11 protein-coding genes are annotated in these 18,936 nt (G+C 70.7%); 6 read left to right on the top strand and 5 right to left on the bottom strand.

Going from position 1 to position 18,936, the window contains the following annotated elements:
• The first annotated feature begins 35 nt into the window (after positions 1-35).
• The 3 genes from KGD87_RS13535 to KGD87_RS13525 are packed head-to-tail and all read left to right on the top strand — an operon-like array spanning position 36 to position 3,419.
• Entirely contained in the window at positions 36-689 is a 654-nt protein-coding gene (locus KGD87_RS13535) for an Isoquinoline 1-oxidoreductase subunit (protein WP_284667846.1), read from the top strand.
• Positions 686-1,147, top strand: coding sequence for a (2Fe-2S)-binding protein (locus tag KGD87_RS13530; protein ID WP_284667845.1), 462 nt, complete (start codon positions 686-688; stop codon positions 1,145-1,147). Before KGD87_RS13535 ends, KGD87_RS13530 begins: the two co-directional genes overlap by 4 nt.
• A 10-nt stretch (positions 1,148-1,157) precedes the next feature.
• On the top strand, positions 1,158-3,419 hold the full coding sequence (locus KGD87_RS13525; protein WP_284667844.1) for a xanthine dehydrogenase family protein molybdopterin-binding subunit: 2,262 nt from the start codon (positions 1,158-1,160) through the stop codon (positions 3,417-3,419).
• 51 nt (positions 3,420-3,470) lie between these two features.
• Here KGD87_RS13525 and KGD87_RS13520 read toward each other — a convergent pair whose 3' ends face one another.
• Positions 3,471-4,466, bottom strand: a complete 996-nt coding sequence (locus tag KGD87_RS13520; protein ID WP_284667843.1) for a hypothetical protein — start codon at positions 4,464-4,466, stop codon at positions 3,471-3,473.
• Between the two features lie 170 nt (positions 4,467-4,636).
• On the opposite strand from KGD87_RS13520, the gene KGD87_RS13515 reads away from it, so the two are divergent.
• Both KGD87_RS13515 and KGD87_RS13510 read left to right on the top strand, forming a co-directional pair.
• The gene (locus KGD87_RS13515; RefSeq protein WP_284667841.1) at positions 4,637-5,137 is read left to right on the top strand and encodes a flavin reductase family protein; all 501 of its coding nucleotides are present in this window, start codon (positions 4,637-4,639) and stop codon (positions 5,135-5,137) included.
• 25 nt (positions 5,138-5,162) lie between these two features.
• Positions 5,163-5,744, top strand: coding sequence for a superoxide dismutase (locus KGD87_RS13510; RefSeq protein WP_284667840.1), 582 nt, complete (start codon positions 5,163-5,165; stop codon positions 5,742-5,744).
• Positions 5,745-5,799: 55 nt separating this feature from the next.
• Here KGD87_RS13510 and KGD87_RS13505 read toward each other — a convergent pair whose 3' ends face one another.
• The 4 genes from KGD87_RS13505 to KGD87_RS13490 form a co-directional block, all read right to left on the bottom strand.
• On the bottom strand, positions 5,800-8,094 hold the full coding sequence (locus KGD87_RS13505; RefSeq protein WP_284667839.1) for an AAA family ATPase: 2,295 nt from the start codon (positions 8,092-8,094) through the stop codon (positions 5,800-5,802).
• A gap of 1 nt (position 8,095) precedes the next feature.
• Positions 8,096-11,479 carry an AAA family ATPase gene (locus KGD87_RS13500; protein ID WP_284667838.1) on the bottom strand — a complete coding sequence of 1,128 codons (3,384 nt, stop codon included), beginning with the start codon at positions 11,477-11,479 and terminating at the stop codon, positions 8,096-8,098.
• A gap of 4 nt (positions 11,480-11,483) precedes the next feature.
• Positions 11,484-14,891: an AAA family ATPase gene (locus KGD87_RS13495; RefSeq protein WP_284667837.1), complete on the bottom strand. Its 3,408-nt coding sequence runs from the start codon at positions 14,889-14,891 to the stop codon at positions 11,484-11,486.
• Positions 14,892-14,998: 107 nt separating this feature from the next.
• Entirely contained in the window at positions 14,999-17,593 is a 2,595-nt protein-coding gene (locus tag KGD87_RS13490; RefSeq protein ID WP_284667836.1) for a LamG-like jellyroll fold domain-containing protein, read from the bottom strand.
• Between the two features lie 325 nt (positions 17,594-17,918).
• Between KGD87_RS13490 and KGD87_RS13485 the strand changes: the two genes are divergently transcribed.
• Entirely contained in the window at positions 17,919-18,929 is a 1,011-nt protein-coding gene (locus tag KGD87_RS13485) for a sulfate ABC transporter substrate-binding protein (protein ID WP_284668635.1), read from the top strand.
• The last annotated feature ends 7 nt before the right edge of the window (positions 18,930-18,936 follow it).

Genomic DNA, 18,936 nt, shown 5'->3' with positions numbered 1-18,936 from the left:
TGTAGTTGGTACGGACATGCCGGAGCCTTGGCGTGATGCAGCCATCTCTTCCGGTCATGGCCTCGCTCTGCGTCCTCCTGCTGGCGGGAGGCTGTAAGCGGGAGCCCGATGCCGCGGCGGCGCAGGTTCCCGCGCTGCCCGAGGTTGCCCCCAACGCGCTGCGCCCCGTGGAGGCCTTCGCGGCCATCCCGGACCGGAGGGAGCGCTCTCGCGCGCTCTTCCTGGAGGCCAGTCGCGTCTTCTTCCATCCGCGGTGCGCGAACTGTCACCCGGCGGGGGACAGCCCGCTGCAAGGCGACGATGGCCAGCTCCATGACCCGCCCGTGGTGCGCGGCCCCGCGGACCAGGGCGTGGTGGGCATGGAGTGCACCAGCTGCCACCAGGACAAGAACCAGGACCTGGCCCGCGTGCCCGGCGCCCCGAAGTGGCATGTCGCCCCCATTGAAATGGCGTGGGTGGGGAGGAGCCCTCGCGAGGTGTGCGAGCAGCTCAAGGACCCGAAGCGCAACGGCGGCAAGACGCCCGAGCAGATGATTGAACACAACGCCCACGACGCGCTGGTGGCCTGGGGATGGAACCCGGGCTCGGGGCGTGAGCCCGCTCCGGGGACGCAGGCGCAGCTCGGCGCCATCGTCGCGGCCTGGGTGGAGACGGGCTCGGAGTGCCCGAGCGAGGAGGCACGGCCGTGACGGTTCGCGTTCGCATCAACGGTGAGGAGAAGGAGCTGGACGTCGACCCGGAGATGCCGCTGCTGTGGGCGGTGCGGGACGTGCTCGGGCTCACTGGCACGAAGTACGGCTGCGGTCAGGCGCTGTGTGGCGCATGCACCGTCCACCTCGACGGCCAGCCCGTTCGCGCGTGCGTGACGCCCATCCGCCGCGCGGAGGGGCGCTCGGTGACGACCATCGAAGGGCTGTCGCCCGACGGCAACCACCCGCTGCAGAAGGCCTGGGTGGAGCTGGGCGTGCCGCAGTGTGGCTTCTGCCAGACGGGGCAGATCATGTGCGCGGCGGCGCTGCTGGCGAAGAAGCCGCAGCCGTCCGACAAGGAGATTGACCAGTCGCTCGCCGGCAACCTCTGCCGGTGTGGGACGTACACGCGAATCCGCTCGGCCGTGAAGAAGGCCGCGGGCATGTCCGAGGAGTGACGAGGCCGCCATGACGAAGCTGCTCACGTTGATTAGCCGGCGCTCGTTCCTGGAAGGCCTGAACCTGTCCGTGGGAGGGCTCGCCCTGGGCGTCTTCTCCGGCGGCCTGGCCATGGCGGCCAGTGAGGCCTCCACGGCGAAGGGCGCTCCGGGGTTGAACCCGAACGTGTTCGTCCACGTGGCGCCGGACGGAGCGGTCACCATCGTCTGTGCCCGCTCGGAGATGGGGCAGGGCATTCGCAGCTCGCTGCCGGTGCTCGTCGCGGATGAGCTGGGCGCGGACATGGCGAGGGTGACGGTGGCCCAGGCCGACGGCGACAAGGTCTACGGCGACCAGAACACGGACGGCTCCAGCAGCGTGCGGGGCGTGTACGACGACATCCGCCGGATGGGCGCCACCGCTCGGGTGATGCTGGTGGCCGCCGCCGCCCGCCGCTGGAAGGTGAAGCCGGAGGCGTGCGAGGCCCGGGACCACGCGGTGTTCCTCCGTGGCGGCACGCGCTCGCTCGGCTTCGGCGAGCTGGTGGCCGACGCGGCGAGGCTGCCCATCCCGAAGGAGAAAGACGTCAAGCTGCGGCCGAAGCGTGAGTTGCGGATGGCGGGCCGGCCCATGCCGCTGCTGGACGGCCCCGCCTATGTGACGGGCACCGCGGTGTTTGGCGCCGACATCAGTCTGCCAGGGATGCTCATCGCGGTGGTGGCGCGCCCGCCCGTCGTCGGCGGCAAGGTCGTTCGCTTCGACGCCACCCGCGCGCTCGCGGTGCCCGGGGTGAAGAAGGTCTTCGAGCTGCCCGCGCCGAAGCCACCCTACACGTTCCAGCTCTGGGGCGGCGTCGCGGTACTCGCGGAGAACACCTGGGCGGCGATGCGCGGGCGCGAGGCCCTGGACATCACCTGGGACGACGGGCCGAACGCCTCCTATGACTCGACGACGTACCGGGAGCAGCTGACGGCGTCGATTCGCGAACCCGGAGCGGTGGCGCGCAACGTCGGTGACATCGACGCGGCGCTCGCCTCCGCCGCCCGCGTCGTCCAGTCCGAGTACCACGTCCCCCACCAGTCCCACGTCCCCATGGAGCCTCCCGTGGCCCTGGCGCGGGTAGAGAACGGGATGTGTGAGGTGTGGGCGCCCACGCAGCATCCGCAGGCCGCGCGCGGCGTGGCGGCGGCGACGGCGGAGCTCCCGGAGGAGAAGGTCCAGGTCCACGTCACGTTCCTGGGTGGAGGCTTCGGCCGCAAATCCAAGGCGGACTTCATCGCCGAGGTGGTGTGGCTGGCGAAGGAAGCGGGCGTGCCGGTGCGCGTGCAGTGGACGCGCGAGGACGACGTCCGGCACGACTACTACCACTCCGTCAGCGCGCAGCAGCTCACCGCTGGGCTGGATGCATCTGGCAAGGTCATCGCGTGGCGGCACCGCACCGCGTTCCCGCCCATCGCGTCCACCTTCGGGCAGGCTACGCGGCCCAGCCCGTCGGACCTCCAGCAGGGCGTGCTCGACCTGGCGCTCTCCGTGCCCAACGTCCGGGCGGAGACCTGCGAGGCGCCCCCGCACGTGCGCATCGGCTGGCTCCGGTCCGTCTACAACATCTTCCACGCCTTCTCCGTGAACGCGTTCGTGGACGAGCTGGCGCACCTTCGCGGCACGGACCCGCGCGACATGCTCCTGGAGGTGCTGGGGCCGCCGCGGCAGGCGTCGCTCCAGGAGCTGGGCATCACCGCGCTGCGGAACTACGGCGCCTCCGTGGAGGACCACCCCGTGGACGCGGGGCGCTTGCGCGGTGTCATCGAGCGCGTGACGGCGATGTCTGGCTGGGACGCGCGCAAGGCGAAGGGTCGGGCGCTGGGGCTCGCCGCGCACCGCAGCTTCCTCAGCTACGTGGCCGTGGTGGCCTCGGTGGTCAAGGATGACCAGGGGCGCATCCGCGTCGACGAGGCGTGGGTGTCGGTGGATGCCGGGACGATTCTCAACCCAGAGCGCGTGCGCTCACAGATGGAGGGCTCCGTCATCTTCGGCATGAGCATCGCGCTGCACGGCGCCGTCACCATGAAGGGCGGGGTGCCGGAGCAGTCGAACTTCCACGACCTCAAGCTGGTGCGCATCGGCGAGGCGCCGCGGAAGATTCACGTCGACATCGTCCCCAGCGAGCTGCCGTCCGGCGGCATTGGCGAGCCCGGCGTGCCTCCGGTGGCGCCCGCCATCATCAACGCCATCTTCGCGCTCACGGGTACGCGTATCCGTGAGCTGCCGGTGTCCCGCACGCTGGCCGTCTGAGCATCACGTCCGGTGCCTGGGGTGTGGCTCCAGGCACCGGGACGGCGCGCCTCAGATTTCGTGCGCGGTCTGCTCGTAGACGACGACCTTGTACGACTGGGGGAAGAGGATGACGTTCAGCGTGCGCCAGTTGTCCCCGTTGGGGCCGGTGGAGAACGCGCGGAAGTACTGCTTCACCTGTACGCTCTCTGTTCCGTTGCCGTAGGTGGCGAGCACGGCCGGGTGCAGGGGCCGGAACTGCCCATACATGTGCGTCTCCAACTGCGCATAGGTCAGCACGTCCGGAGACGGGTCGTTCCGGTAGCCCCGGTACTGGCCTTGCGCCAGGACGGCCGCCGCCGCCGCGTCCAGCGTCGTCACGCCGGAGTAGGGCCACGCGAAGTCATAGGCCGTCAGGTAGGAGATGCTGTCCTCGCGCACCGTGTTGGCCGCGTCCAGCGACGCCTGGAGGCTGGCGGTGATGGGGCGCTGGAGGAGCGTGAGCGCGTGGCCCGTCGGCGCGGGCTGTGGGTTGCTCAGGCACGCGCCACCCACGCAGTCCACCTGCAGCCGGAACTGCTTGCCGGCGCCGTTGGTGAAGCCGACCACGGCCAGGTACTCGCCGCCCTGCGGCAGCGTCACCAGTCCTACCTTGCTCAGCTGCCCGTAGCCGGAGTCGTCGTCCTGAGCCAGCACGGTGCTGCCGTAGCTGCCATTCGAATCCTTGGGGCCGTACAGGAACAGGCCCGTGTCCAGGTACATGGAACTGCCCAGGTGCGTGACTTCAAGCTTGAGTTGCGAGCCCGCCTGCACCTGCACCCGGTAGCCGTAGTAACCCGGCAGGGACGACGTGCCGTCCTGCTGCGAGCCGCCCACCGCCACGGTGCCGACGTGCAGCATGCTGTCCGCGATGTCTCCGCTGGCCGGTACCGGCGGCGCGGTGATGAGGGACTGTGCGCGCTCGCTCAGCGCGTCTTCGGCACCGGCGGCGTCAGGTGCTCCACCGCAGGCACTCAGCAAGCCCAGCGGCATCATCCACAGCAGTGCGCTCTTCTGGCTCCGACGCATCGTTCCGACCTCCACTCCAGGTGTGGGGCATCCGTATGCCATGGAGCTCCGTTGAATTCATGTAAACTCCGTGTTGGTGGGTAATCTCGACCCCTGCCATTGGAACAACAACCCGCCAATCCATTGGCAGGTGTGATGACAGGTGGGCGGAGCGTCTGTATCCAGGGGACATGACGCAGAGCACGCCAGAAGGTGTGGACACGCGCGGCTTCCGGGATGCCATGGCCCAGTGGGCCACCGGCGTGGCCGTGGTCGCGATACGAGACGCCGAAGGCCTGCGGGCGACGACGGTGAGCTCCTTCAGTTCGCTGTCGCTGGAGCCGCCGCTGGTGGTGGTGGCGCTGACGGAGGCGTCCCGCACATTGAAGCGGGTGGAGGCCTCCGGCGTCTTCACGCTCAGCATCCTGTCCGCCGCACAACGTTCCATCTCCGTGCGGTGCGCGAAGGGTGAGCTCGATGCGCAGCTCTTCGACGCCGACGCCTTCGTGCGGGACAGCCTGGTGGGGCTGTCATGCCAGGTCCATGGCCTGCACCGTCACGGTGACCACACGCTGATTGTCGGCCGCGTCACACGTCTCCATGCGGGACGTCCGCGGGAGCCCCTTCTTTATTGGGAGCGGGGCTATCGAACCGTGACCTCGCTTCCGCCGTCTGATAGCGATGGCGCCTGACCTCACTCACCGAAAGGAAACGACCATGCCGTTCACGCTGCCTGAACTGCCTTACAAGAAGGACGCGCTCCAGCCGCACATGAGCGCGGAGACGCTCGAGTTCCACCACGACAAGCACCACGCCGCCTATGTGACGAACCTGAACAAGCTCCTGGACGGCAAGCCGGAGGCGAACAAGTCGCTGGAGGAGGTCATCCTCAACAGCGAGGGAGGGGTGTTCAACAACGCCGCGCAGGTGTGGAACCACACCTTCTTCTGGCAGTGCATGAAGCCCGCTGGCGGCGGCAAGCCGACGGGTGAGCTCGCGGCGGCCATCGACCGTGACTTCGGCTCCTTCGAGAAGTTCAAGGAGGAGTTCTCCACCGCCGCGGCCACGCAGTTCGGCTCGGGCTGGGCGTGGCTGGTGCTGGAGGGCGGCAAGCTCAAGGTCACCAAGACGGGCAACGCCGACCTGCCGATGAAGCACGGCCAGAAGGCCCTGCTGACCATCGACGTGTGGGAGCATGCCTATTACATCGACTTCCGGAACGCGCGTCCCAAGTTCATCGAGACGTTCCTGACGCACCTGGTGAACTGGGACTTCGTGGCCCAGAACTTCAAGGGCTAGGCCGCACCGCACGCCCTCGCACGGCGTCCATCGCTGGCCTGGGCGGCCTCGGAGGTCATTCGAGGCCGCTCAACGCAATCCGCCCCTCCGCTCCCACGCGGAGCACCACCTGGGGCGGAGCGCTGGTGGCCTGGGCCGCGAGCCACCGCGCCAGGGGCGCGACCACCTGTTGCTCCACGGCGCGCTTGAGAGGCCTGGCCCCATAGCGTGCGTCGAAGCCGGTGCGCGCCAGGTGCTTCACCACGTCCTCGCCGAAGCCCACCTTCACGCCCCGGCGGCTGAGCCCCTCGCGAGAGAGGGCCGCCTCCAGCGCGCGACGGGCGAGTGCTTCGATGACGTCCTCCGTGAGCGCGCGGTAGGGCACCACCCGGTCCAACCGGTTCAGCAGCTCGGGCCGGAAGAAGGCCGCCGCGGCTCCCAGGTAGTGCGCCGCCCGCTCCTGGACGCCGCGCTCCCCGAAGCCCAGCGAGCGCCCCGCGCTGTCCGCGCCCAGGTTGCTGGTGAGCAGCACCACGGTGTTGCGGAAGCTGACGGTGCGGCCGGTGGCGTCCGTGAGCCGGCCTTCGCCCAGCACCTGCAACAGCAAGTCGTGCACGCCCGCGTCCGCCTTTTCGACTTCGTCCAGCAGCACCACGCCGAAGGGCTGTTCGCGGACGCGCCGCGCCAGGCTGCCTTGTTGGCCTCCCGCTTCGCCCACCAGCCGGGTGGCGCTGCCGGGCGCGGCGTACTCCGCCATGTCGAAGCGCGCCAGCCGGGCCACGTCGCCAAACAGGTACTCCGCCAGCGCCAGCGCCGACTCCGTCTTGCCCACGCCGGTGGGGCCCAGCAGCAGGAAGGCGCCCAGCGGACGCGAGGGGTCCGCCAGGCCCGTCTTCAGCGTGACGACCAGGTTGCGCAGGAGGAGGGTGGCCTCGTCCTGGCCCACCACGCGCTCGCGGAGGCGGCGGAGCAGGGCGTCCGGGTCCAACCGGATGGTGGAGTCCACCAGCTCGAGCGGGTAGCCGGTCCGGGTGCAGAAGGCGCGCGTCACCGAGGCGGCGTTCACTTCTCCGGCAGCGCCGGGCTCCGTGCTGGCGGCGCGCAGCAGGGACACCGCGCCCCCGGGCAATGGGCCGGAGCCGAAGCGCTCCGTGAGCTCACCAGCGCGGTCCAGCGCGTCGGGCATGAAGCGCACCTTGCGCGCGCGGCCCACCCGGTGCGAGGCCTGCTGAAGCGCGGTGCGCGCGGCCTGGGCCGAAAGCGGCGCCACGGCGATGTGCCGGAGCGACTGCAGGAGCGCGGCGTGGGTCCGCTCCGCGCGGGCCACGTCCTCGGGGGTTGCCTCCAGGACGAGAGAGACCTCGCCACTCTCCAACGCGGGCAGGAGCTGACGCGCCACATCCAGCCCCGTGTCGCCGCTACCCAGGGAGAGCAGCTCCGACAGGCTGTCGAGGTGCAGCACGGCCCGGCGGACACGCAGGGCCTCCACCATGTGCTTCACGCGCTCCTGCCACTGCCCCAGGTAGCGCATGCCCGCCATGATGCGGCCTCCAGAGGAGCTGAAGACCTCCAGCCCGTGAAGCGGCGAACCCGGGGTGGCCGCCTCCGCGCGTTGCACCAGCTCATGGACCAGGGCCGTCTTGCCCACGGACGACGGGCCCACCAGGAGCACGCTGGCGCGGGTGCGCGAGGTGACGGCCTCCGCGAGCCGGGACACCTCCAGGTCCCGTTCCCAGGCGCGCTCCAGCACGCCCGCGCGTGCTTCATCATTGAGGCACCGGCTGGCTTCCGCGAGCCCCGGTGGTGGCGCCTGGCGTCGCTGCGGCTTCGCGGCATCCAGGGCGCGGGCACGCGGCGTGTCCCGGAAGCGGACTGGCACTGACAGCGTCTCCACCTGCTCCTCGCCCACGTAGGCCAGCGAGTGCAGCCGGTCGAGCGGCGCGAGGTAGAGCTCGTGGCGGACCAGTTCCTCGACGAAGGGCTCCAGGTCCGCCGCGTCGTACAGCGTGCCCTTGACGTCCACGCGGGGCACCCACACCCGTAAGGACTGGCGCGCCGGTGCTCCCTTGCGCGCGGTGCGGGCCTTCACCGCGTGCGTGAGCACGGTGAGGCGCAGGGGGACGGACAGCATCTTCCCATGCTCGAGCGCGCGCACCGTCAGCGTCGTCTTCCGCTGGCGCAAGTCGCTCCAGTGGGTCTCTTCGTCCCAGAGTTCCCCTCGCTTGAGGAGCCGCCCCACCACCGCCGCGATGTCGAGCCTCGCGGCGTGCAGCGTCGGCGCGAAGGCCGCCAGGTGCGGGTGGGTGAGGACGTGGGTCGCCACGCCCAGCCCGGGATAGGTGCGCACGAAGAGGTGGACGTTCTTTTCCATATCAGTCGTGTCCCTGGCCAGGTTCCCGGAGCACCCTCGCGGCCCAGGCGAGCGCCTCCCCGGGGCGGCGTCCGCTCGCGACGTGCGTGAGCTCGGTCGAGTCGTGAGGCCGTCCGGTCGTGACGCCCTCGCGGCCACGCAGGATGACGTGGCTGGCCGCGGCCACTGACGCGGCGCCGCTCCCGCGGGCTTCGCGTTCGCGGACGACTGCCGCATCCCATGCCGCCATGACGCGCGGCACGTCCTCCAGGCGCCCCACGTCTTCGGACAGGTGCTCCACGCGGACCAGGACCTGGCGCGGCCCATCGCCGTGGATGAGGTCCACCAACGCATAGCCTCGAAGGGGCGCCAGCACCTCGCGCAGGCCAATGGCCGACATCCGCACGGCGACACGCCGCAGCGCCAGGTCCTCCGACCGCTCGTCTCCATGACGGAACCACTCGGAGCGTCCGTCGGCGTGGACGGCTTCCAGGTACATCGCCGTCTCCCCAAGGGCACAGGGGAGGGAGTGGGCCACGGTCCACACCGCGGAGGGAGGTGCGTCGCCGAGTCCCTCGACCAACACCGTCACGACGTCCGGCCCCCGCGCCAGGTGCGTGAGCTGATGTTCGACCCAGGCCGTCTCATCACGAAGGGTCAGCACCCGGGGCTGTGCGCGGCGGAGCTGTTCTTCGTCCGAGACGTGCAGCGGGCGCTCCTCATAGGCAGGGCGCTGTCGCAGGCCCAGGTGGCCCACGTGACTCGAGTGCGAAGTCAGACGCTGCTTCACGGTGGACTCGGGCGCCTGCGCGTCCTGGAATTCGCGCGGGACCAGCTCGTAGTCGCGGATGTCCGTGGCGTCGAGTGCCAGCCGGTGCAGCCGCTCCTCCAGCTCCCCTGCCTCGGGCACCTCCTCCGCCATCAACGCCTCCAGCCGCGAGCTGGTCTCCTCGAGCAGGCGGGACACCTCCGCCAGTGCCCAGGCAGAGTCTGGCCGCTCGGGTGTCCACGCGGGCGCGTTGACCAGCAGCTCCACCGACACGCGCAGGTCGTCGCCATCGCGCAGCAGCTCCACGCGCGCCAGGTCGTCCGCGCTCCGCCGCACCAGGTGGTGGGCCAGGGGCAACGTGAGGCGCTTCTCCAGGGCGCGCTTGAGGGGGCGGGCCCCGTAGCGCGGGTCGTAGGCCTCCTCCACCAGCAGGTCCAGCAGGCGCGGCTCGACCTCCACCAGCACGTTGCCCCGCCGGATGCCATGGCGCGACAGCAGGCCTTCGAGCGCGTGGTCCACCACCACGCGCAGCGCGGCGGGCGTGAGCGGACGGAAGGGCACCACCCGGTCCAGCCGGTTGAAGAACTCCGGGCGGAACCAGGCGCGCACGGCGGAGAGGTAGTGCGCCTCCGCGCTGTCCGCGGTGCGGTGGAAGCCGGTGTGGGTGGCGGCCTCGCGCACGCCGAGGTTGCTCGTGAGCACGACGACGGACTGCCGGGCATCCACCGTGCGCCCCGCGCCGTCCGTCAGCCGTCCCTCTCCGAGGAACTGGAGGAGGGCGTCGAACACGCGGGGATGGGCCTTCTCCACCTCGTCGAACAGCACCACGCAGAAGGGCTGGGTGCGCAGCGCGGTGGTCAGCTCGCCGTCGGGCGCGCCGGGCCGCCCGAGCAGCCGGGTGATGCTGGAGGACGTGACGAACTCCGACATGTCGAAGCGGATGAGCCGCTGCTCCCCTCCGAAGAGCGTCCGCGCGAGCGCCTTCGCCGTCTCCGTCTTGCCCACGCCCGTGGGGCCCACGAAGAGGTAGGTGGCCAGCGGCTTGTCGGACGGCTGGAGCGCGGACTGCAACGTGAGGATGGCGTCCACCACGGCGTCCACGGCCTCGGGCTGGCCCGCCACCTGCCGCTGCAGCTCCCACGTCAGCGCCTCGCGCTTCTTCGGCTGGGCGCTGCCCAGGATGAAGTCCGGGAGGCCCGTCTGCTCCCGCATCGCGTCGATGACGTCCCCCGACGAGAAGCGCCGGGTGCCCGAGGTACTGATGCCTTGTCGGGCCATGACCCGGCGGAGCAGGCGGACGGCCTTGCCCGGGAACGCCTCGTGCGACACGAAGCGCTCCTGCAAGGAGAGCAGGGTCTCCAGCGCCAGCGGCGAGAGCCGGACCGCGCTGTCCGTGCTGTCCGCCTCCAGTTCGCGCACGGTGCCGAGGAGCGCGGGCAGCGTGGCGCGCGCGTCCAGCGCGGGGACGTGGATGACGCGGAAGAGCGAGGCGAGCGTCGGAGCTTCTTCCCGCACGCGCTCGAAGCGCTCGGGCGTGGACTCGGCGAGCACCGTGAGCTCGCCCCGGGCCATGTGGGGCTCCAGGAACTGGGCGACGTTGGTGCGCTCATTGCGCGTGCGGCCCGCATAGACGAGCGAGGCCAGGTCGTCCACGTAGAGCAGGTCGCCGACCTCCGTCAGCTCCTTCACCACGCCCCGCGCGCGGGCCTCCCATTGGCCCACGTACATCATGCCGGCGATGAACTGGTTGCCGTCCACGCGCCACACGTCGCGGCGCACGCCCGCGGCGTCCTGCCGGGCGGTGAGCCGGCTCACCACTTCGTGAATCAGGGCCGTCTTGCCCGCGCCAGGTGGCCCGACCAGCACCAGCGCGGAGCCCTCGCGCCCTTCGAGCGCCTCCACGAGCTCGCGCACCAGGGCCTCCCGGCCGAAGCAGCGCTCCAGCGTGCCGTCCCGGGCACCGTGGCTCAGGTTGCGCGCCACGGCCCGGAGCTCCACCAAGGTGAGGCGGCGCCGGTTGCGGCGTTGCTCCCGCTGCTCGGGCGTCTCGGGCGCGGTGTCATCCTTCGCCGGGCGCTTCGTCCGGCGTCGTCGCGCGGGCTGGGCCGGTCGCGGCGGCGTGCGTGGGAGCACGGAGGGCGCATAGGCATCCACCTCCAGGAGCTCCAGTTGCTCCCTGCCCTGGGCCCAGTGCGCGTCCAGGGCGTCCAGGTTGTGCTCCAGGCACCACGCCACCAGCCGCCGCGCGAGCGCCTGGGGCAGGTCCGCGGGCTGATTCAGCGCGAAGCGCGCGGCGGGGAGCCGGGTGGGGGTGACGACCCAGAAGGTGTCACGGGGCCACTTCTCCAGCAGCACGGACATGGTGCCCTGGAGGACGACGCGCCGGTTCTTCTCCCGGTCCCTGCCCTCCGCGTCGACGGTGACGTGCTTCAGGGCGAAGTGCGGCGGGAGCTGGTACTGCGCCACCTGGGAGGGCGACTCGCGCTCGAAGCGCTCCATGACGCCGAGCGCGAGCTCGTCTCGCAGCATGGAGAGGCTGGGCCCCACCTTGTGCAGCGCTGGGAAGAAGGCGGGCACCCAGGCCTCGACGAGCCGGCCGCTGAGCGGGGCCACCACGAAGGGAAGCTTCAGGTCCATGTCGTCAGTCCTCGTCCCGGCTGTTGAAGACGTGCCACTGCATCCAGGGCTCCAGGAGGGGCTCCAAATCAAACCCCTCGGGACCGAAGCGCTGCTGCACCCCGGTGCGCAGGTCCGTCAGCGACCCCTGGCCGGAGCCGATGCCCGACAGGCGCACCTGACGGACCTCGTTCTTCGGCAGTCGCTTCTGCAACGCCTCCTGGGAGGAGAGGTCGAACAGCGAGAGGGCCCGCGGCTCGACGAACGCATGCACCATCGAAATCTGACTGCCTTCGATGAAGCGATGCAGACCGTGCTCGCCCGCGAGCAGCAGGGCGTGGGGGCCGCCCTTGACTTGCAGCGCATAGGCGACCGGCTGCACGACGCGCTTGTCGAAGTCCTCATCGTCGACCTTCCGCCATTGGGGCGGCGGAAGGGCGCGAGAGGCCTTCTCGCCGGGCTTGCGTTCGGGGACGGTGAGCAGGGCTCGCCACTTCGCCAGGGAGGCCTTCTGGGCCCACCCCTCATAGGCCGCGGCGAGCATGCGCGCCTGTCTCCACGCGCCGCGTCCTGGCACCAGGAGGAGGGTCGCGCCATGTGACGGGGGAAAGAGGGAGGAGTAGATGCGCTGTCGGAGGCGCGCGAAGGCCGCCTTCACCTGGTGCACCTCGCGGCCCAGGGACTCCACCTGCTCCACGGTCCGGGACAGGTGGGCCTCGAAGAGCAGGTCCTCGATGGCCTCCGCCTGCTGGGCGCACTCCCGAAGCGCCTGGTCCAGCGCTCGCGCCTCCGACGACTTGCGCGAGTTCTCTTCGGCCAGGGCCCGCTCCTCCCAGTACGCGGTGTGCCGGGAGACCTTGTCGAAGACGGCCAGGACGCGGCGCAGGGAGTTCATGGGCGCGCAGCGGCTCCAACGGTGGACCTCCGCGCGCACGGTGGCTGCTTCCTCGAGGATCCGCTCGATGGCCTCCCGGCCTCCGCCCTCGGCGGCGTCGCCCAGGGGCTCGGCGCGCAATTCGAGTCCCGTGGCTCCCGCGTCCACCGTGAGGCTCGCCGGCCCCATGCGGGGATGCGCCGCGAGCCAGTCCGCCACGGGGACCACCAGCTCGCGCTCCAGCGCGCGCTTCAAGGGACGGGCGCCATACCGCGCGTCGAAGCCTCGCAGGGCCAGCCAGTCCTGGGCGGCGGGGGTGACCTCCAGCAGGGCATCGTGGAGCGAGAGCCCTGGGCGGCGGCACACGGCTTCGAGCTCGCGGACCACCAGCCGGCGCAGCAGCGGAGCGGACAGCGGCGAGAAGACGACCACGTCGTCCAGGCGGTTGAACATTTCCGGCCGGAAGAAGCGCTGCGCCTCGGAGACGTAGTGCGCGCGCAGGGAGGCCAGGTCAGGAGCGCCGCCCGCCGCATCGAAGCCCACGCGGGCGCGCAGGGTGTCCGCGCCCAGGTTGCTGGTGAGGACGATGAGAGCGTTGCGGAAGTCCGTGAAGCGCCCGGAGGCATCGGTGAGGCGGCCTTCGCCCAGGACGCCCAGCAGCGCATCGTGAACGGCGGGGTGGGCCTTCTCCACCTCGTCCAGCAGCACCACGCAGAAGGGCTGCCGGCGCACCTCCGCGGTGAGGTAGCCCGGCGTCTCTCCGTCCCCCATCAACCGCAGCAGGGCGTCCGGACCGGCGTACTCGCCCATGTCCAGGCGGACCATGCGCTCCTTCGCACCGAAGAGCAGCTCCGCCAGCGCCTTGGACAGCTCCGTCTTGCCCACGCCGGTGGGGCCCACGAAGAGCAGCACCCCCAGCGGGCGCCGCACGTCGGACATGCCGGCCTTGAGGACGGAGACCACCGAGGCCGCGCGCTCCACGGCGGCGTCCTGCCCCATCACCCGCGTGGCCAGGAAGTCGCGCACGTGGGCGGACTCCAGCGGCTGGTCGTCCCGGAGCAGGTGCTCGGGGATGCCGGACTCCGAGGCGAACTGGTGGATGGCCTCCAGCCGGGTGACGGCGGTGCGCGAGGCCTGGGCACACGACGCCAGCAGCCGGCGAACGAAGGCCACGGTGTTGCCCACCTGGGCGCCGTAGGGCAGGAAGCGGCGACACAGGAAGCGCGCCTCGTCGAGCGCGTCGGGGTGGACCTGCATCGCGGTGGCCGCCGCGTCGTCCTCCGCCACCTTGGCGATGATGCGGCCAAGCGCGTCGGCCGTGGGCTCCGCGACTCGCACCACCGAGAAGAGCCGGGCGAAGCTGGTGTTGCGCTGCTCCACCTGGGCCCAGGTCTCCTCCGTGGCCTCGGCCACGACGGTGACATCACGCGCCGCCAGGAGCGGGAGCAGCAGCTGGGCCACGTTCTGGTCACTGTGGGCGCTCTTGCCCGCGTCGAGGAGCTCCACGGCATGGCCCAGGGACAGCAGGGCCCGGGCCTCGGTGGCCTCACGGAAGGCGCGCAGCACCTGCTGCTGCCAGTCTCCGAAGAAGCCCTCGCCCGCGATGAGCCGGCTCCCGTCGAGGAAGTAGAACGGGCGGGCGCGCTCGGCGTCAGTGGCGGTGGGCGCGCGCAGCGACTGGGCGAGCGCGTGGAGCACCGACGTCTTGCCCACGCCCGAGGGGCCCACCAGGACCACCGGTTCGGCGTCCTTGGCCGCGAGTCGGGTCCGGAGCAGGGTGACCAGCGCATCCTGTTCGTAGGCCGCGTCGAGCTGCCCTTCCTGCGCCAGCCGGTGCCAGGCCACGCCGACGCTGTCCAGGGTGGGCGTGGGTGGCGGCTTCGCGGGCGGCTCACCCGGGGCCCGATGCGCGGTGCGGCGGCGTGGCTCCCAACTGTCCAGGTCCAGCGCCTCCGCGTCTTCGTCCTCGTCGTCCTCTCTTTCGTCATCTTCCGGGTCGGCGGGCGCGTCCGGTGGGCGCGGCGGTGGACGGAGGTCCCGGTGCAGCTCGCGAGGCGTGAGGTCCGACAGGGCCACGGGGCTGGCCCTCACTTCGATTTCCAGAAGGGACTCCGTGCCATCCGGGCGCAGGGCGAGGCGCTCCGCGTCGGACATCCCCTCCAGGCGGTCTCCCAGCAGCTCCTGGGCCTCGGAGGGAAGGGCCTCGCCCTGGAACCAGTGGTGGCTGTCGAGGCGAGGCGCGTGGAGGCCCAGGAAGGCATTGAGCGTGGGGGCCACCACGGCGGACAGTGTCAGCGGCGCGAAGTGATTCTCCTCGGCACCCCAGACGGGAATCGCGGGCAGCTCCACTGTTTGAAGTGTCCCCCCGGTGGGGGCGATGAACTCCGGCACGCGGCGCGGGTGGACGCGGGAGAGCTGGTCGTCCAGCGCGAGCGTCAGCTCCTCGGTGGCGGCCTCCAGCGAGTCCGCGTGCACCGCGAGCCGGCGCAGCGCCAGCGGCGTGAGCGTCACCCGTCCGCTGACGTGCCGCTGCAACCAGCATTGAAAACGGAAGTTCATGGGTGAGGGCTCGGGTGGAAACGGTGCCGTGCGTGACGGCATGAGCCCTCGGGAGCTGACCGGACCCGCTCACGACGCGGGTCCGGCCTGACAGTCCGTCGGAGTTGTCAGGGGTTGAAGCGCCAGGGCACCGTCGCGGCGGGGTGGAAGCAGTGCACCTCCGCTGTCGTGCTCGAAGGCAACTCCTGGACGATGCCCGCGCCATAGCCGCGCTGCTGGCACCAGGCGCTGAACTCCAGCCGGGCCGCCGCCGAGGTCAGGTTGCCCGACGTGGAGGCGGGCCCCAGCTGCGCCCGGGGGACGTTCTGGATGAGGTTCGAGTTGAAGCAGGCCACCCAGGGCCGCGTGGTGAGCTCGAAGAACTGGCCCGACGTCCAACCCCGGTCGCTGCACCAGCGCCTGGAGGCCGCGCTGCACGCCGTGGACTGCGCGGCACGGTCATCCGCGCAGCCGTCGTGCTTGCGCGCGAGCTCCTCGAAGGTGACGGCCAGGCCCTGGTGCTGGATGGGGCCGCACGCCACGTTCACCGTGGTGGCATCCGCGCTGGCGGGCACGCCCATGAGGGAGATGGGCGGACGGTTGCCGACGAGCTGCTGAATCGTCTCCAGGATGTTCCGGCTGTTGTCGAGCGCGTGGCTGGCCCCACGCTGGGCGCAGACGCGGTGCATGGACATGGTGCACGCCGTGGAGCCCAGGGCGCTCTGGCTGTCGCAGTCCGGGTGTTGCTGGCTCATGCCGAACTGTCCCTCCGTGGGGTCTCCCTGGATGGCGGCCTCCTTGCAGTTGGCGCCGTGCGAGGACATGCAGACGGTCCGGTTCGAGCGCGCGTTGCTGAACAGCCGGACCTCGTCGATGGCGCCTCGGAAGGAGCCCTCGCCGTTGGCGGGGCAGGTCTGCGTGTCCAGCGCGACGCCCGCGCCCACGGACAGCGCGCCGGTGCCCAGTCGCAAGGTGCCCGCGGCGACGGGGAGCGCGCGCCCGGTGGACACGCCGTTGATGTATTCGTGGAAGGCGCCCGTGACGCCGTCCCACGTATAGGCCAGGTGCGTCCAGACGCCGCGAGGGAGCGCGGGGCTGCGGCCCAGGCGCACGCGCTGGCCGTTGATGACGAACGAGGCCTGGACGGTGTGGTTGGATTCGTAGATGAGGTCCAGCCCGCCGGGCTTCTGCAGCAGGTAGCGGTAGGGATTGCCGGTGCAGCCCTGGTTGATGGCCGCGTCGGGGCGCACGGCGAGCTGCACCGAGAAGCCGCGCACGAAGCCGCCCACGCCGGGAATGGCGCCGCTCGAGTCCGTGAGGTTCACCGTGAGCGCGCCGCCACCCGGGAGCACCAGCGCCTTGCCCTTGCCGTGGGGCTCCCAGAGCGAACCGGAGGGCGGCTGGGTCGTCGCGTTGTCGGGGGAGATGCTCGCGGTGCCGGTGAGGGCGCCCGTGAAGAAGTGGCCCGACAGGTCCGGCGTCCTCGTCAGGTCGTATTCGCCACCCCGGTTGACCAGCTCATTCATGGGCAGGAACAGCACCTGGAAGGGGCTGCTCAAGTCGCCGACGTCGACCTCGTTGTAGTCCTGGGTGTTGCTGCCGAAGAGGGGAAAGACGTCGTGCGTCTTGGTGGCGGGCAGGTAGTGGTCCTCGTTGCTGGAGCCCGCGGGGAAGTTCTGCGCCGGGTGTCGCTCCTGCTCCAGGTTCCACATGGGGCTGGAGTAGAAGAGGTGCGCCAGGTCACTGCGGTCCGTGTTGATGGCGCCGTCGATGTGGTACGCGGTGAAGTGCGTGTCCGCGCCAATCAGGCTGACGGCTTCGCGTCGCGCGCCGTCCGTGTAGCGCACCGCCGTGAAGAGGACGTTGCGGCCCTCGTGGTCCACCCACGCATAGGCGCCGCGGATGAGCGTGCTCGCGGTGGTGGTGTTGCCGAAGGCCTCACCGGTGGCGGCCTTCAGCGGCTGCCACGCCAGGGGGTAGCGCTTGAGGCCCGGGTTCGGGTCATTGAACATCATCGACAACGGGCGCGGGTCGCTCCAACCCGAGGCCGCGCACGGCGTCGGGTTGTACGAATACATGAGGTAGTCGATGGTGCCGTTGTTCTGCGGGCCGCCCTGGTAGATGAAGAGCCGGCCGTCGGACGTCATCGTCGGCTCGATGCCTCGGATGCTCGCGCCGCTGACGGTGGTGAGCGGCTCCAGGTTTCCGGTGGTGAACGACGCGATGTCCGCCTGCGCCGTGAAGGGCTGCGAGACGCGCACGTCGATGGGCCGACGCCGGAAGACGTTGGCCCCGTTGTACATCCGCGAATCGAAGACGAATGGCGTGTACACGGCCACGCCGCCGGACAGCGTGTACGGCGCCGCCGGGTTGGGGAAACAGAAGGTCAGGGCATTCTCTCCATTGCGGACGAAGGTGCTGCGTCCCGGGGAGAAGGTGTTCGCGAACTGGGGCTTGCCCTCGCTGTCATAGGTGAGCGCTTCGGGGCGGAACACCCGTGCCTGCCAGGTCGTCTGTTCATTGGCGTGGTCCTCCCGCACATTGCCAATGAAGATGCGCCCGTCCACGGTGGAGGCATGGCCATTGGCGCCGTAGACGTGGGTGATGCGCGTGTTCACCAGCGACGGCCGCTCCGCCGCCGTGGCCTCGGTGGCGGACAGCAGGGGGAGTGTCAGCAGCGGCGCCGCGAGCAGCGCGAGCGCGGGGCGAGTTCGTGGGGGCATGGGACTCCTGGGGAAGGAGAGGGGAGTTCTGGATATTCTAGTATTTACTGAAGTCCCTGGAGATTTCGGCCGGTCGCGTTGACAGCGCCGCGGGCATCAGGGCATCGTGTGGAGACTGATGACGCGCTCGACCCACCAGACGTGTTGCTGCTGTCCGGCATCCGCGGTGGGCGTCCGTCCGCCAGTGGCCTGAGTGCCCTGGCTGAGTTGTTTCGGAAAGCCCACTGCCCGCGAGGGAGTGGGCTTTTGACTTTCTCGCGTGGCCCCTTGCTTCACCCCGAGGTCCCGCATGGAACGTCACGCGCCGGTGCGCGCCAGGAACTGGATGCCGTTGGCCCTGCTGCTGTCGGTGGCGGGCTGTTCGCGCTCCTCTGGTGATGCGCCACCCGACGGGACGGTGACGCTGCTCAACGTCTCCTATGACCCCACGCGGGAGCTCTACGAGGACCTCAACGCCGCCTTCGCGAAGCACTGGGCGGCCACGCGTGGCCAGCAGGTGTCCATCCAGCAGTCACATGGGGGCTCCGGCAAGCAGGCCCGGTCCGTCATCGAAGGGCTGCGGGCGGACGTGGTGACGCTGGCGCTCGCGTACGACGTGGACATGCTGCACGAGAAGGCGCGGCTGATTCCGGCGGACTGGCAGGCGCGGCTGCCGCACAACAGCGCGCCGTACACGTCCACCATCGTCTTCGTGGTGCGCCAGGGCAATCCCAAGGCCATCCGCGACTGGGACGACCTGGTGCGCGAGGACGTCACCGTCATCACTCCGAACCCGAAGACGTCGGGCGGAGCGCGGTGGAACTACCTGGCCGCGTGGGGACAGGCGCTCAGACGCGAGGGCGGCAGCGAGGCCCGGGCCCAGGCGTACATGGAGAAGCTGTTCCGCAACGTGCCGGTGCTCGACTCGGGCGCGAGGGGCGCCACCACCACCTTCGCCGAGCGGGGCCTGGGGGACGTGCTCCTCGCGTGGGAGAACGAGGCCTTCCTCCTCACGCGTGAGCTGGGGCAGGCGCGGTTCGAAGTCATCATGCCCGCGGTGAGCATCCTCGCCGAGCCGCCCGTCGCCGTGGTGGACCACAACGTGGACCGCAGGGGCACCCGCGCCGTGGCGGAGGCGTACCTGGCGTTCCTCTCTTCGGAAGAGGGCCAGGAGATTGCCGCGCGGCACCACTTCCGTCCGCGCTCGGAGGCGGTGGCCGCGAAGCATGCGTCTGACTTCCCCGGCCTGAAGCGCCTCACGCTGGCGGAGGTCGCGGGGGACTGGCGGCGGGCGCAGGCCACGCACTTCGCCGACGGCGGCCTCTTCGACCGAATCTACGCGCCCCGCGCGGACTGAGGACACC

Source organism: Myxococcus sp. SDU36 (genome assembly GCF_030168875.1).
Classification (GTDB): Bacteria; Myxococcota; Myxococcia; order Myxococcales; family Myxococcaceae; genus Myxococcus; species Myxococcus vastator.
Note: the sequence above shows the minus strand (reverse complement) of the source record. Positions and strands in the feature narration are given on the sequence as shown.

Excerpts from the sequence above, each read along its gene's own strand:
- KGD87_RS13490 (WP_284667836.1), bottom strand. The coding sequence starts at position 17,593 with ATGCCCCCACGAACTCGCCCCGCGCTCGCGCTGCTCGCGGCGCCGCTG.
- KGD87_RS13500 (WP_284667838.1), bottom strand. The coding sequence starts at position 11,479 with ATGGACCTGAAGCTTCCCTTCGTGGTGGCCCCGCTCAGCGGCCGGCTC.
- KGD87_RS13505 (WP_284667839.1), bottom strand. The coding sequence starts at position 8,094 with ATGGAAAAGAACGTCCACCTCTTCGTGCGCACCTATCCCGGGCTGGGC.
- KGD87_RS13495 (WP_284667837.1), bottom strand. The coding sequence starts at position 14,891 with ATGAACTTCCGTTTTCAATGCTGGTTGCAGCGGCACGTCAGCGGACGG.
- KGD87_RS13510 (WP_284667840.1), top strand. The coding sequence starts at position 5,163 with ATGCCGTTCACGCTGCCTGAACTGCCTTACAAGAAGGACGCGCTCCAG.
- KGD87_RS13520 (WP_284667843.1), bottom strand. The coding sequence starts at position 4,466 with ATGCGTCGGAGCCAGAAGAGCGCACTGCTGTGGATGATGCCGCTGGGC.
- KGD87_RS13525 (WP_284667844.1), top strand. The coding sequence starts at position 1,158 with ATGACGAAGCTGCTCACGTTGATTAGCCGGCGCTCGTTCCTGGAAGGC.
- KGD87_RS13515 (WP_284667841.1), top strand. The coding sequence starts at position 4,637 with ATGACGCAGAGCACGCCAGAAGGTGTGGACACGCGCGGCTTCCGGGAT.
- KGD87_RS13485 (WP_284668635.1), top strand. The coding sequence starts at position 17,919 with ATGCCGTTGGCCCTGCTGCTGTCGGTGGCGGGCTGTTCGCGCTCCTCT.
- KGD87_RS13535 (WP_284667846.1), top strand. The coding sequence starts at position 36 with ATGCAGCCATCTCTTCCGGTCATGGCCTCGCTCTGCGTCCTCCTGCTG.